The organism is Polynucleobacter duraquae (genome assembly GCF_000973625.1).
GTDB lineage: Bacteria > Pseudomonadota > Gammaproteobacteria > Burkholderiales > Burkholderiaceae > Polynucleobacter > Polynucleobacter duraquae.
On record NZ_CP007501.1, the window covers coordinates 1,340,455 to 1,355,647 of the forward strand.

General features: G+C 43.7%; 14 protein-coding genes. 1 reads left to right on the plus strand and 13 read right to left on the minus strand.

Annotation, left to right across the window (positions count from 1 at the left end; genetic code table 11):
• Window positions 1-3: 3 nt before the first annotated feature.
• The 12 genes from CL55_RS06975 to CL55_RS07030 form a co-directional block, all read right to left on the minus strand.
• Complete coding sequence (locus CL55_RS06975) at window positions 4-1,614, minus strand: FMN-binding glutamate synthase family protein (RefSeq protein WP_046330436.1); 1,611 nt, start codon at window positions 1,612-1,614, stop codon at window positions 4-6.
• Window positions 1,615-1,884: 270 nt separating this feature from the next.
• A complete protein-coding gene (gene phnE / locus CL55_RS06980) occupies window positions 1,885-2,676 on the minus strand; it encodes a phosphonate ABC transporter, permease protein PhnE (protein ID WP_046330437.1) in 792 nt (263 codons plus the stop codon).
• A gap of 1 nt (window position 2,677) precedes the next feature.
• Window positions 2,678-3,511 (minus strand): PhnE/PtxC family ABC transporter permease, encoded by an 834-nt coding sequence (locus CL55_RS06985; protein ID WP_046330438.1) that lies wholly within the window; start codon window positions 3,509-3,511, stop codon window positions 2,678-2,680.
• A gap of 31 nt (window positions 3,512-3,542) precedes the next feature.
• Complete coding sequence (locus CL55_RS06990) at window positions 3,543-4,340, minus strand: phosphonate ABC transporter ATP-binding protein (RefSeq protein ID WP_046330439.1); 798 nt, start codon at window positions 4,338-4,340, stop codon at window positions 3,543-3,545.
• A gap of 2 nt (window positions 4,341-4,342) precedes the next feature.
• The gene (locus CL55_RS06995; protein ID WP_418054924.1) at window positions 4,343-5,197 is read right to left on the minus strand and encodes a putative selenate ABC transporter substrate-binding protein; all 855 of its coding nucleotides are present in this window, start codon (window positions 5,195-5,197) and stop codon (window positions 4,343-4,345) included.
• A 138-nt stretch (window positions 5,198-5,335) separates the two neighbouring features.
• A complete protein-coding gene (locus CL55_RS07000; protein ID WP_046330441.1) occupies window positions 5,336-5,671 on the minus strand; it encodes an AzlD domain-containing protein in 336 nt (111 codons plus the stop codon).
• On the minus strand, window positions 5,668-6,333 hold the full coding sequence (locus tag CL55_RS07005; RefSeq protein WP_052728797.1) for an AzlC family ABC transporter permease: 666 nt from the start codon (window positions 6,331-6,333) through the stop codon (window positions 5,668-5,670). Before CL55_RS07005 ends, CL55_RS07000 begins: the two co-directional genes overlap by 4 nt.
• A 436-nt stretch (window positions 6,334-6,769) precedes the next feature.
• Entirely contained in the window at window positions 6,770-8,017 is a 1,248-nt protein-coding gene (locus tag CL55_RS07010; protein ID WP_046330443.1) for an FkbM family methyltransferase, read from the minus strand.
• A 225-nt stretch (window positions 8,018-8,242) separates the two neighbouring features.
• Entirely contained in the window at window positions 8,243-9,850 is a 1,608-nt protein-coding gene (guaA, locus tag CL55_RS07015; RefSeq protein WP_046330444.1) for a glutamine-hydrolyzing GMP synthase, read from the minus strand.
• A gap of 36 nt (window positions 9,851-9,886) precedes the next feature.
• A complete protein-coding gene (gene guaB / locus CL55_RS07020) occupies window positions 9,887-11,353 on the minus strand; it encodes an IMP dehydrogenase (protein WP_046330445.1) in 1,467 nt (488 codons plus the stop codon).
• A 26-nt stretch (window positions 11,354-11,379) separates the two neighbouring features.
• Window positions 11,380-11,730 (minus strand): RnfH family protein, encoded by a 351-nt coding sequence (locus CL55_RS07025; protein ID WP_052728798.1) that lies wholly within the window; start codon window positions 11,728-11,730, stop codon window positions 11,380-11,382.
• Complete coding sequence (locus tag CL55_RS07030) at window positions 11,723-12,154, minus strand: type II toxin-antitoxin system RatA family toxin (RefSeq protein WP_046330446.1); 432 nt, start codon at window positions 12,152-12,154, stop codon at window positions 11,723-11,725. The genes CL55_RS07025 and CL55_RS07030 overlap by 8 nt, the downstream gene beginning before the upstream one ends.
• Before the next feature lie 26 nt (window positions 12,155-12,180).
• Here CL55_RS07030 and smpB point away from each other — a divergent pair, with 26 nt between their 5' ends.
• Window positions 12,181-12,633 carry an SsrA-binding protein SmpB gene (smpB, locus tag CL55_RS07035; protein ID WP_046330447.1) on the plus strand — a complete coding sequence of 151 codons (453 nt, stop codon included), beginning with the start codon at window positions 12,181-12,183 and terminating at the stop codon, window positions 12,631-12,633.
• Window positions 12,634-12,773: 140 nt separating this feature from the next.
• Here smpB and ppsA read toward each other — a convergent pair whose 3' ends face one another.
• Window positions 12,774-15,176, minus strand: coding sequence for a phosphoenolpyruvate synthase (gene ppsA, locus CL55_RS07040; protein ID WP_046330448.1), 2,403 nt, complete (start codon window positions 15,174-15,176; stop codon window positions 12,774-12,776).
• Window positions 15,177-15,193 lie beyond the last annotated feature (17 nt).

Sequence of the window (15,193 nt, forward strand, 5' to 3'; positions counted from 1 at the left end):
CTCTCATAGATTTGATGCCGGGGCTAAACCAAATTGATTAGTTTGAGCTCTGTTCCAGTAAAGATCAAACTCTTGAGGAAAATCATTTTCCTTGGAAGTATCAACGCCTTGTAGTAGCACCCCAGGATTAAGCGTGGCTAGCTGCGAAGCTAGGGTGACTATCTTGCCAGAACCATCCCTACGCATCACGTAGTCAGGAGTAATTTCCTGAGGATGTCTGAGGCCCGCAGATCCAATTAGATCAGCCAATGATGCAATCGTATTTTGATGAAAGGCAAATACTCGCTCAGCCTTATCGGGGACCACCAATGCTCTTTGACGACCCAAATCCTGAGTTGCAACACCGGTAGGACACTTATCTGTATGACAAGTTCGTGACTGAATGCAGCCTAATGCAAACATAAATCCTCTTGCAGAATTACACCAATCTGCTCCCAAAGCAAGAGCACGAATAATGTCATAGCCGGAAATAATTTTTCCAGACGCTCCGATCTTAATCTCCCTGCGTTTATTGATTCCGACTAAGGTGTTGTGCACTAATCTAAGGCCATCACGAAGCGGCATCCCCACATGATCTGTAAATTCAACAGGGGCGGCACCAGTACCACCCTCGCTGCCGTCAACCACAATGAAGTCGGGACAAATACCTGTCTCTAGCATCGCCTTAGCAATACCAAAAAACTCCCATGGCTGTCCAACGCATAATTTGAAACCAACAGGCTTACCGCCACTTAGCTTACGTAAACGAGCAATAAAGTTCATTAATTCTAAGGGAGATGAAAACTCTGCATGATGGGCTGGAGAGACACAATCCTCACCAATAGGTACACCTCTAGTGGCAGCAATTTCAGCAGTGACCTTAGGGCCAGGTAAGACTCCTCCATGGCCTGGCTTTGCACCCTGAGATAGCTTAATTTCCACCATCTTAATTTGAGGATCAACTACTTGAGCAGTAAATTTCTCCTCTGAAAATAGACCATCCTCGGTGCGACAGCCAAAATATCCAGATCCAATTTCCCAAATAATGTCGCCACCAAACTCCCGATGATACGAAGAGATTGAGCCTTCGCCAGTGTCGTGAGCAAATCCACCCAGCTTTGCACCTCTATTCAGCGCTCTAATAGCATTTGGCGAAAGCGACCCAAAACTCATCGCAGAAATATTAAATATAGATAAAGAGTAAGGCTGAAGACAGCTTGGGCCGCCAACTTGAATACGAAAGGTGCTTGGGTCAGGATGGCATGGCGAATTGGAGTGTCCTAACCACTCACTATCAGAACCATACATCAACTTGATGGATCCAAACCCTCTCTTATCGTTGTCCTTTTTAGAGCGGCTATAAACCATAGCTCTTTGATTTCTTGAAAAAGGAAGTTTTTCCTCGTCATCTTCTAGAAAATATTGCCGAATTTCTGGGCGAATATATTCAAGCAAAAAACGTAAATGTCCTATCAGGGGATAGTTTCGCAAGATTGAGTGATGTTTTTGCATTACATCTCTTAAGCCAATTAAAAATAATGCTGCGAAAATAATAGAAAGGTATGGGTTATAGGGAAAAGACAGAGCTGCAAACACCACCGTGGAAAGCCAAAAGAAATATCTGGAATAATGCATTCGAAGATCCCTCACCTCAATTTTTGATAAACGAAAATTAAAAAATAATACCTTCTATATCTACAGCAAAATATACAGAATGATGAATTATCTGAGTATAACTTTTATGTAATATCGACTGATATGTGACATTTAAATGAAAATGTAAGCTTATTCAGCTCAGAACGGGAGGCTATCCAAAGTTATGGCCCCTTTTTAGGCTTTGACTGAAGCTGATTCTAACAAGGATATAGCTAGCACTATTGATAACTTAAGATCTATCGATTCACTTTAATTATCGAGATATCTTCTCAAGAAATACGAAAGACTATCTACCAGCAATACCAAACCAATCATAGTCATTAAAATCGTGCTGGTGTCTTGCATTTGAAACAGGCTCATATGAAAAGCGAGCATCTGCCCCAAGCCGCCACCGCCAACTACCCCAAGAACAGTCGCAGCCCGAATATTATTTTCCCAGCGATATAAGCTATACGAAATCAATTGCGGCAGAATGCTTGGTAATGTGGCGTATAGGAAAATTTTTAACTCGCCAACTCCCATAATGCGCAAAGCATCTCCAGGCTCGGTTGGCGCATTTTCAATTGCATCTGCAAACAATCTTCCCAACACACCTGTAGTGTGCAAAGCTAAGGCTAATGTTCCTGCAAATGGTCCGAGACCAACCGATATTAATATTAATGCCGCCCATACTAGCTCTGGAATGGATCGTAGTGCATTCAATATCCATCGAGTAATAGTGCGAGTGTAAATTGGATCATTGGCATACGTTTTACTAGCGGGAAGAGCTAAAACTATGCCGAATAAGGCTGCAATAAGAGTGCCTAAGGCTGACATTGCTAAAGTTTCTATCGAGGCTTGAAAAACCTTATTCAGAAAGTTCCCGCTGAGATTAGGTACGAGCAACTCTCCAAAAAATTTACCCATTAACTCCCAACTACGAAATGACAGTAATTTTGACAACTGTATATCTAGGGACCAGAAGCTAGCGATGATGAGCAAGCCCATACCCATCAGTACGATATAAGGATGGAATGAAAGATGGGGAGGCTTTAATTGCATATCAGCTGATTAATTTTCTGAGTTGGGCACTAAACCAGTCTGCCAAAGCAACTAAGATCATGAACGCTATCAGAATAGTCGCAACTTCAGAACCATTAAACATTTTCATGGAGTTATCCATTTGCTGACCTAAACCACCTGCACCAACAAACCCGAGCACTGCAGAAGAGCGAACGGCGCACTCCCAGCGATAAACGGTATAACTTGTTAACTCATTCGAATTTTGAGGAAGGACAGCATAAAAGAAAGTTTGCAGGCGACTCGCTCCATTGCGGAGAAGTGCTTGACTTGACTCATTGCTCCCACTCTCTAAGATTTCAGCATAGATCTTCCCAAGCATGCCTGAATAGGTTAGTGCGATTGCCAACACTCCTGCGGCAGGACCAAGACCCACTACTCTGACAAAGACTAGAGCCCACACTATTTCAGGAATACTCCGCATCAAGATCAACATGATTCGAATAGCTTGTCGAATCACGAATGGGAAGGTTGACATGCGACCCGTTAATGCAGAAATGGATAGTACGCGGGTGCTCAATAAGGTAAGCGGGATTGCCAATACGAGAGCCAAAACCATCCCGGCAGTTGCAATCGCAATAGTGCGCCAAGCCTCAATAGCAACTAACTTCAGAAAGTCGGGCTTAGTATTAGGCGGAACAAAGTCTGCCAAAAATTTAAGGGTAACTTTTAGATTCTCTGCCTCAAAAAAAACCCAAGGCTTAAATTCTGTTGAGATTAATGCTGGTACTAATAAAATGATAGCCAAAATAGCAAGGGTAAGACGCGAATGCCATGCAGGATCTTTTAAATATAAAGGCGTGGAAACTGAAATCATTTGCAATATTCAGGAAGCGTTTGATTAGACTTCACTCAGCATGGAAGAGCTGAGTTTCTAGCTGAGTAATTTCATGCTCATTTTGTGCATATAAATCCTGCAGGATATTTTTCGTAATATCAGCGGACGGCAAATCAAATGCTAGTTCACCCGCTTGCAATCCAATCACTCTAGCAAATTCCTTGGTTGCAACATCGACTTGATGCAATGTCACAATTAGAGTAACACCCCGTTTCTTTGCCTCTGCAATCAACACCTGAATAGCTTGCCTAGATCTTTTGGGATCTAAGGCAGACAAAGGCTCATCGACCAACCAAAGATCAGCTCGGCTCATTAGGATTTTTGCTAAACCAACCCGCTGACGCTCCCCACCAGATAAACGATCTACCCTACTCCATAATTTTTCATTGAGATCAAATAGTGACAGCGTATTAAGAGCATCTTGAGAATATTGTGGGTAAATTAAATTCAATATGCTCTTACTCAATCCCATTTCTCCGAGCCGACTGGCGGACAAGGAGGTAACCACACGTTGTCGTGGGGGCAGTGGCGGAATTTGTGGCGCATAAAAAAGGTGCTGGCGTAGTTGACGTAATGCCCCACCAGAAATTGACCAAGGATTGATTCCGCCTAGAGACAGCACCCCGGACTGAGGTTTCATTGCGGCTGCAACAATTTGTAACAAGGTGGTCTTACCAGAACCTGAAGGCCCTATGATCGCTACATGCTCACCGGTTTTTACTTGAAAAGAAACATTCTTTAAGGCAAAGACTTCATCCTGCTCACGAGCAGGATGATAGGCAGTAATATTTTCTAAATGTACGTCCACAACTATTTGATTAAGCCTGCACTGCGGCCAGCAAGCTCCAGATTTTTATAGTTATCTGCTTTCGTGGGAATATATTTAGTGGCACGATTTAAAGTCAATATTTCCTTGCCTTCGGTAGTGTTCATATCCAATGCAAATAGAGCCTTGGCAATCTTCTCACGTTGGGCGGCAGGCATGTCTGCATGAACCGACCAGTTGTAATTAAAGTAAGGGGGTGTGGTGTAGAAAACATCTACCTTGCTTGTGTCTACCTTACCTTCATTAACAAACTTATTCCAAACGGTAATATCTAAAGCTGCTGCATCCACTCGACCACTTACAACTGAGGCAATCGTCGCATCATGCGCACCTGAATAAGCTACACGCTTGAAATCAGTTTCTGGGTTGATTCCAGCCTCTAGGAGGAAGGTACGTGGCATCAGATGCCCAGATGTACTAGATTGAGAACCAAAACTGACTTGCTTGCCCTTTAAATCCGTTAACTTAGTAATTCCTGAATTTTTCTGCGTAATAAAAACAGAACGAAATTTAGTATCTTCTTCACGCTGTGCAAATGGGACTACTTTTCCACCGGAACGAATGTTTGCCTGTACATAGGTAAATCCACCAAACCATACCAAATCTACTTGCTTATTAACCATGGCCTCTACTGCAGCCGGATAGTCATTGACCGGAGTGAACTCCACCTTCATACCAAGATTCTTTTCGAGATAATTACTGAGAGGTCCAAACTTTCTCATTTGCTCAGTAGCTGCCTCTTCTGGAATAGTTGTTACCCGAAGAACCTGCTGCGAGTAACCCAGAGGGATGTGTAGCAAACAAGCCAATACCACTAATGATCGTATCAATTGAAGCATTTTCATCATGTTCCTTTATTAATAATGTGATTATGTAACACCAAAGTAAGCTATCTCAATACGTAATCGCAAAAATCAATTATCTCATTCCCACTCAATCCTTACTGGTGGTTTTCTGCTGATATCGTGAGTCACTCGTTAAATCAAAAATCTGGCTAGAGTAAAAAAGGCCATTCCCAATAATATGGTCGCCAAGATACTATTGGTCACTAAAAACCCAATCACTCCGCCAATTGCTCCAAATAGTTGAGGTGAATACAGGTTTAATTCAAATAGTTGCGTCGTCGGATCTTTTACAAACAGCACATCTGGAAGGACGATAGCAATGAGAGCGGCAGTAGGTGCATAGCGCAAGAACTCATGAACGCTTCTGGGAATCGGGAATTTTGATCCCACTAAAAGAAAAGAGCCTCTGCTAAGTAAGCTAACCAGCATTAAGCCAAAAAAAGCAATCCACAAATCGACTGTATTCATATATTCTTCTTTTGAGATTGTTTATCAACCAATACCGCAGCCATCACACCAGTAATCACTGAGCAAACAATTGTTAAGCGATAAGGTAGATTGATTGTTAAGACACAAGTGCAGGCAGCCACTAACGCTGAGATAACAGCAGTTTTATGTTTAATAGCAGGAATAATCAAAGCTATCAATGCGAGCGGGCCAGCAAATCCAAGGCCCCATGAGATCGGAATATAGGATCCAAAAAAAATGGCAATTAATGCGCCTATCTGCCAAAAAAACCAATGCGCTAATACCATTCCCATGAAATACAGCAGTTCAATCTGACTTCCTTGAGAGTTATCTGGAGACGGGAATTTTTCTATAAATTTTGCAAAACTCATATCGGTGTTTAAACCCCCGATACCCATTCTTTGCCAAAAAGAATAATGTTTGAAGTGAGGCTGAATGACTGCACTAAAAATGACAAAACGGGACATCACAATTAATGCCGTCAGCCAAACAGTCCAAAAGGGATAATCTCCAGCGATCAATGGCATCACCGCCAATTGCGAAGAGCCGGCATAGACCAAGATATTGAACCAAAATGTATCAACTGGACTAAGTCCCGCGCCCAGTAAGCTAATACTCGTCACTAAGGACCAAGCAATTATCCCCGGAGATGACTCGAGCATCACTTTTAAACCTTGGATAAAAGGCGGTCGCCGGAAGAATTTCAAGAAATTTAAATGCTTTATTTAGCGAATTGGGTAGCAACTCAATCGTGAATTTCTATTCCCACTCAATAGTTACTCGGTTAAAAAACATATATAAATCATATAGTTAAAGTCAACAGAACGAGTGCGTGTAACTTTTGTGTAACTTGATTTAGTTAGAACTGTTTTTAACAAAGTAAAATCCTATTCATTTTTAACAATTAGTTTTAATGCCGTTACACGCTTTGCAGAGGTTAATTAAGACTTAAAACTAATGAGTCGTTATCATTTTTCTTAAAAGGTCTATTCTTAAATAAAGTTTTGGCAAAAAGCAAAAAAGTTAAATACCTGTTGAATTAAGAATTTCAATTAGCAATATTTGAACCATTAGATAAGGCGACTTTGAAAATTTTATTCATTTTGGAATTGCAATAAGGACTGTTTCGCTCCAACTAAAACTGAAATGTCTAATATAAAATTTATAGTCAGGGGACATATTTTTAATTAGTAAAGGTAAATTCCACAAGTCATCTTTCTTGTGATAAGTGCTAATAATAAGCTGTGGATGGTGTTTTTTAATAGTTTTCTGCGCTCCGAGTAATGCTTCAGATTCACTGCCTTCAACATCCATTTTTATGATATTCACTCGATTGGGATAAAGTAAATTATCAATCGAATCAACTTCTATTGAGGAATCACTTTCAGTGGCTTGAATAACTTTACTCAATCGCTCTTCAGTTCGTACTACACAAGATTCGGTTTGATACATTAAATTTGAACTAGCGAACTTCAGCGTTGTTTTTTCATTCCAAACCCCAAGTTGAAAAAAATCAACATTTTTATAGCCACTGAGGTTCGTTCGTAATTTTTGGAAATTCAATAAATCAGGCTCAAAACAATAAACAAAAGAATCTTTTATTTGTAACTTTTCAAGACTTTTTTGAAACTCAATAAACGAGTCACCATCATAAGCGCCGCAATCAACAAGATTTACTTCACCAGGTTTGAGCGTTATTAAGTCATTATCAAAATACATTTGATTTTCAAAATTTGCGGAAAATATTTTTTTGCTTTCTGGGTAAGCACTAGGGTAATTACTTAATTTGCAATAATTTTTATAGGAAGCAAAATCCGCATACGAAGTTAATGTTGATAAACGATTTATAAAAATATCTTTTGATTTTTGATCAGCTAGCATTTCATACACTTGGCTAATCTTATTAGCATGAGGAGTTAATTCTAAGATTTCAATTTTCCATCTAGGAAATTGCAGATAATAATAAAATTGCTCATCATTTTGGATAATACCAACTCGGTTAAACCCTTTACTTACTAACGATTCATAAACTATTTTTTTGGGTTTCTGAACGCCAACAACAATAAATCTATTTTTATAACTCTTAAACAACTGCTCAAACGATATTATCGGTTTTCCTAATAAAGTCTTTCCAATTAAATCGGGATTGGAATCGCAAAAGAATTCAGTTGTAACCCCATGGAGTAACAAGCATTCAGATACTTCACGACCACCTGAGCCGGCACCATACACTATAACTTCTTCATTTGTTTTCAGAAGCTCTTTATTTTCCCCAAATAGTGTTGTTACGAAGTCAGATTTCTCCTGAGAAATATAGTTTTCTTTAATTATTTCTAGAATGCTCATTGGTATCTTTTTTGTTAAAAAACAGAAGTATCAAATAATTCCCTGCATAAAGCGATCAAACGAATTTTCCTTCTACGTAACTATAATTTCGAATAGTGTTACAAGTGTGTAAGTTTATGTGTAACTTCAAAATCTCACAATCAATAAAATCAATGACTTAGTGATTTCTTAGACTGACACTTAAAAAATAAAAGTCGTTACCAATCAACCACTTAAAAATTTTCATCATTCCCACTCGATAGTTGCTGGTGGTTTTCCGCTGATATCGTAGACCACACGATTAATGCCACGCACTTCATTAATGATGCGGTTCGATACTTTACCAAGCAGATCATGTGGCAAGTGGGCCCAGTGCGCAGTCATAAAGTCTTGTGTTTGCACTGCTCTGAGAGCAACAACATATTCGTAGGTTCTACCGTCACCCATGACACCCACCGATTTCACCGGCAAGAACACAGCGAAGGCTTGGCTAGTGAGTTCATACCAAGATTTTTGAGTAGCTTCATCGATCGTATTGCGTAACTCTTCAATGAAAATAGCGTCAGCACATTGCAAAAGCCTTGCAAACTCAGCTTTGACTTCACCTAAGATACGAACACCAAGACCGGGTCCTGGGAATGGATGGCGATAGACCATCTCACGGGGTAAACCTAAAGCAACCCCGAGCTCACGCACTTCATCTTTAAACAATTCGCGTAATGGCTCAAGCAGCTTGAGATGCATATCTTCTGGCAAGCCGCCTACATTGTGATGACTCTTAATCGTATGCGCGCCCTTCTTACCTTTACCGGCAGACTCAATGACGTCCGGGTAAATCGTTCCTTGAGCAAGCCACTTGGCATTTTCGATCTTGCCAGACTCAGCCTGGAAAATCTCTACGAATTCTTTACCGATGATCTTGCGCTTGGCTTCAGGATCTGCAACACCAGCAAGCTCGGACATAAATTTCTCTTTGGCATCGACGCGAATCACTTTGACACCAAGATTGCGGGCAAACATTTCCATCACCATGTCGCCCTCGTTTAAGCGAAGCAAGCCATGATCGACAAATACGCAAGTGAGCTGCTCTCCAATCGCACGATGAATTAATGCTGCTGCAACACTAGAGTCAACGCCACCAGATAAACCAAGAATTACTTCCTCATCGCCAACTTGCTTGCGAATATGCTCAACCGCTTCGCTAATGTAGTCGCCCATGACCCAGTCAGCCTTGCACTGGCAGATCTCATGCACAAAGCGAGCCAAGATAGCTTCGCCTTGCAAGGTGTGCGTTACTTCGGGATGGAATTGGAATGCATAGAAACGACGCTCTTCATCAGCCATACCTGCAATCGGGCAGGACTCTGTTGAAGCCATGAGCTTGAAAGCTGGAGGCATTGTAGTTACGGAGTCACCATGACTCATCCATACCTTCAGAATGCCGTGGCCTTCACTAGTAGAAAAGTCCTGGATACCTTTTAACAAATTGGTATGGCCATGGGCACGTACTTCTGAATAACCAAACTCACGGGCTTTACCAAGAGATTCAGCGGAAGCAACCGCTCCACCCAATTGGGTTGCCATGGTTTGCATGCCGTAGCAAATACCTAAAACAGGAACGCCCAGTTCAAAAACGATTTGCGGTGCACGAGGGCTACCCTCTTCTGTTACCGAGCTTGGTCCACCAGAAAGAATGATGCCTTTACCGCCCTGCTCTTGAATAAACTTACGAATGAATTCTGGATCGCAATCATAGGGGTGGATTTCAGAATAGACGCGCGCATCACGCACACGCCGAGCAATCAATTGGGTGACTTGTGAACCAAAGTCAAGAATCAGTATTTTGTCGTGCACGAAAGGATTACCTTAAATTCAGCCTGCTGTTACTTCTTAATCAATATGGTAATTTGGCGCTTCCTTGGTGATCTTCACATCATGAACGTGTGACTCGCGCACACCCGCTGAAGTGATTTCCACAAAATTCGCTTTCTCATGAAGCTCGTCAATCGTTTTGCATCCAAGATAGCCCATTGAAGAACGAATACCACCAGTCAGTTGATGCAAGATGGCCAGGACACTGCCTTTGTAAGGCACTTGTCCTTCAATACCTTCAGGCACTAGCTTCTCAGCATTTGCAGCACTGATATCACTTTGGAAGTAACGATCTGCAGAGCCATCTGCCATCGCGCCCAAAGAGCCCATGCCGCGATAACTCTTATATGAACGACCTTGATACAGGAACACTTCACCTGGAGCTTCTTCAGTACCAGCAAACATACCACCCATCATGACTGAGCTTGCTCCAGCAGCCAAGGCTTTTGCAACGTCACCGGAGTAACGGACACCACCATCAGCAATGAGAGGAATGCCTGTACCCTTAAGTGCAGCAGCGACATTCACAATGGCGCTAATCTGAGGAACACCAACACCCGCAACAATCCGGGTGGTGCAAATAGAGCCGGGGCCAATACCCACCTTCACGCCATCAGCACCATGATCAGCCAAAGCTTTAGCAGCCTCGCCAGTGGCAATGTTTCCACCAATCACTTGTACGTGTGGGTAATTTTTCTTAACCCACTTCACACGATCCAAAACACCTTGGCTATGACCGTGTGCGGTATCCACCACAATCACATCGACGCCTGCACGAACTAGAAGTTCAATGCGCTCATCGTTATCAGGACCTACACCAACGGCGGCTCCAACGCGCAATTTACCTTCGCTATCTTTACAAGCATTTGGATGTTCAGTTGCTTTCAAGATATCTTTAACGGTGATCAGGCCACGTAATTCAAACTTGTCATTGACCACCAGTACACGCTCTAAACGATGCTGACTCATCAAGCGCTTTGCCTCTTCTAGAGAGCAGCCTTCTTTCACTGTAATCAAGCGCTCACGTGGAGTCATTTTGGATTTCACTGGCGCATCTAGGTCTTCTTCAAAGCGTAAGTCGCGGTTAGTAATAATGCCCACCACCTCTTTGCCAGTCAGCACCGGGAATCCCGAGAAACCATGCTCACGAGAAAGTTGCATCACTTGGCGGAGTGTTGCATTTGGATCTACCGTAATAGGGTCACGCAAAATGCCAGACTCGTAACGTTTAACCTTGGCTACTTCCCTAGCCTGTTCAGCAGGCTTGAGATTTTTATGAACAATACCAATGCCACCTTCGCTAGCCATGGCAATCGCCAAGCGGCCTTCCGTGACGGTATCCATCGCTGCCGACACCAACGGTGTATTGAGTGAAATTTCTCGAGTTAACTTACTTGCCAAGCTGGCATCTCGAGGGAGTACCGAAGAATAAGCCGGTACGAGGAGCACATCGTCAAAAGTGAGTGCTTTTTGAATGAGTCGCATGCAAAACCCCTAGTCGCAAAAACCGATTATAGCCTCCTAGCCTTTCTTTTAGCTGCGGCAGCCTGGAATTTGGCATCTTGATTCTGATTAGCCTTCTTACGACGGACAGCCTTGGGGTCAACTAGGAGTGGCGAATACAGCTCCAAACGATCGCCCTCGTAAATAGGGCTACCCCAATCCTTGCGCTTACCAAAGACGCCAAAACAGCCTTTTCTGGCCAAGGCGGAATCATTAGGGCCTTGGGCAATTCCAGCCTTAATGAGGGCAAGTCCTACGGTGGGAGTCTCGGAGGGCGATAAGTGCAGCGTGAAAGGGCTTAACTCAGGCTCACCCAAGCGGGCATCACAAATCAGAATCTCCATAGACTGACTAGCCATAGAGGTCTTCAGCTCGCTTGACAAAGCAGTCCACAAAGGTACCCGCAATATGCCCGAATACTGGGCCAATGATCTTATCCAGGATGACGCTCTTAAACTCCCAGTGGAGCTTAAACTCCACCTTACAGGCATCATCCTTAAGGGGGATAAAGTTCCACTTCCCAGAAAAGTGCTTGAATGGGCCATCCACAAAGACCATATCAATGCTTTCGGGGCGACGATTGGTGTTTCGGGTATGAAAATACTGATTAATGCCCTTAAAGTGGATATTGATTTTGGCATCCAAAACAGTCTCGGATTGCTCAAAAATTTCCACTCCACCGCACCAAGGCAAGAACTCTGGGTAGCGCGCAACATCAGTTACCAAACCATACATACGGTCCGCGGATTGGCCAATTAAAACGGTCTTGTTGACGTCTGCCATAATCGATCTTGAGAAGCTAAATAAATATGAGTATCGTCGATAACAAAAAAGCCTTCTTCGATTATTTTATCGAGGAACGGTTCGAGGCAGGGCTGGTTCTGGAAGGCTGGGAAGTAAAAGCCATTCGCGCCGGTCGCGTGCACGTCAAAGAAGCGTATGTTGTCATCCGTCAGGCGGAGCTGTTCCTGATCGGCTGCCACATTACCCCCCTGCTATCAGCTTCCACTCATATAGTCCCAGACAGTACCCGCACCCGTAAACTCCTTCTCAATGCCATTGAGATCAAAAAACTCATCGGCAAAGTGGAGCAAAAAGGCTACACTTTGGTCCCATTGAACCTGCATTTCTCAAAAGGGAATGTGAAGTGTGAGATTGGGCTTGCCCGCGGCAAGAAACAGCATGACAAACGAGCTGCTACCAAAGAGCGTGAATGGGAAGTTCAAAAGGGTCGTATTGCTCGGGGCGATCTCAACGCTTAATTTTCTACGGCAATAAGGATCTATATATGCACCAATAAAGTGCATCATACAAGTAATGTGAAAGGTTCAGCGAAAAATAAAATGCCTAGATTTGTATCTAGGCATTTTTTTCATCTCGCTAGTGATTAGCCGGTTGGGAGTTAAGCTTCCTTCTTGCCCAACATCTCCCAGGTAGCCACTACGCTATCCGGATTGAGTGAGATCGAAGTAATGCCCTTAGCAACCAACCAACGTGCAAAGTCTGGGTGGTCTGAAGGACCTTGACCGCAAATACCGACATACTTGTTTTGCTTGAGGCAGGCCTCAATAGAGCGAGCAATCATGAACTCTACAGCAGGGTCGCGCTCATCAAAGTCAATTGCCAACAACTCCATACCGGAGTCACGATCTAGACCCAAGGTTAACTGAGTCATATCGTTTGAGCCGATTGAGAAACCATCGAAATGCTCAAGGAATTGGTCAGCCAAGATCGCATTAGAAGGAATCTCGCACATCATGATCAAGCGCAGGCCATTCTCACCACGCTTAAGACCTAACTTCGCCATCATGTCGATGACACGCTCAGCTTGTTTGATGGTGCGGACAAAGGGCACCATGATCTCGACGTTATCTAGGCCCATATCTTCACGAACGCGCTTCATTGCAGCACACTCCAAAGCAAAGGCTTCACCGAAATCGGCTGATACGTAGCGGGATGCACCACGGAAACCAAGCATTGGATTCTCTTCGTCCGGCTCATAGCGTGAACCGCCAATGAGCTTCTTGTACTCGTTTGACTTAAAGTCAGACAAACGCACGATCACGGGCTTTGGATAAAAAGCAGCAGCAATCGTTGCTACACCCTCAACCAATTTATCTTCATAGAACTGGCGTGGACTTGCATAGCCACGAGCAACACTCTCTACTGCGCGCTTGAGATCAGGGTCAATGTTTGGGTACTCCAACACAGCGCGGGGATGAACACCAATGTAGTTGTTGATGATGAACTCGAGGCGAGCCAGACCAACGCCGGCATTGGGGATTTGGCAGAAATCAAAGGCCAACTGAGGATTACCGATATTCATGGTGATCTTGACTGGGATCTCTGGCAATACGCCACGAGAAACTTCAGTCACTTCAGTTTCAATCAAGCCATCATAAATATGACCTTCATCACCTTCCGCACAAGAGACAGTCACCATCATGCCGTCTTGCAAATGCTCAGTCGCATCACCGCAGCCTACTACCGCAGGAACACCTAATTCACGAGCAATAATCGCAGCGTGACAAGTACGACCTCCACGGTTAGTGACGATCGCAGAAGCGCGCTTCATCACTGGCTCCCAGTTGGGATCAGTCATGTCGGCAACTAATACATCACCAGGCTGCACACGATCCATCTCACTTGGGTCACGAATAATACGAACCGGGCCTGCGCCAATCTTTTGACCAATTGCACGACCCTTGGCCAGCACCTTTGAACTACCTTTTAACTTGTAGCGCATCTCTACCTGACCGGCAACTTGGCTCTTCACTGTCTCTGGGCGAGCTTGCAGAATGTAGATACGGCCATCCTGACCATCTTTACCCCACTCGATATCCATTGGACGGCCGTAATGCTTTTCAATGATGACTGCGTATTTTGCTAATTCGGTGATGTCAGCATCTTCTAATGAAAAACGATTACGCTTTTCAGGAGCAACATCCACAGTCATTACCTTCTCAGCAGAGCCCGCTGGGGCAAATTGCATTTGAATCAACTTGGAGCCTAAAGAGCGACGAATAATCGCCTTCTTATCTTTTGCCAAGGTAGTTTTGAATACATAGAACTCATCTGGGTTCACTGCGCCCTGAACTACTGTCTCGCCTAAGCCATAGCTGGAGGTGATGAACACCACATCTTCAAAGCCAGACTCTGTGTCCAAGGTAAACATCACACCAGCAGCACCTAAGTCAGAGCGCACCATACGCTGGATACCAGCTGATAGCGCTACTTCAGCGTGGGCAAAACCCTTGTGAACGCGATAAGAAATCGCACGGTCGTTATATAAAGAGGCAAATACTTCGCGAATCTTCTTCAGAACATCATCAATACCTTCAATGTTCAAGAAAGTTTCTTGCTGCCCTGCAAATGAAGCATCAGGCAAGTCTTCTGCAGTTGCCGAAGAGCGAACGGCGAATGAGCCCTTGCCAGAGTCATCCAATGTTTTAAATGCGATACGAATCTCTTCATCAAGACGCGCCTGAAATGGGGCAGTCTCAATCCAACCGCGAATTTCTTTTCCAGCTTCAGCCAGAGCACGAACATCATCAATGTTCAGATTTTCCAAACGCTGTTGAATGCGCTCGGTCAAGTTGTTGTGTTCCAAGAAATCACGGAACGCCAGGGAGGTAGTTGCAAAACCAGTAGGCACACGTACACCCGTGGAGGACAACTGAGAAATCATTTCACCAAGCGAGGCATTTTTACCGCCGACTGACTCAACATCGGTCATCCGGAGTTGCTCAAAAGGCAAAACATAGGCATTTGCTACATCGTTACTTTGTTGCTGTTGGTTGGACATAAAGTACTCTCTAAGGA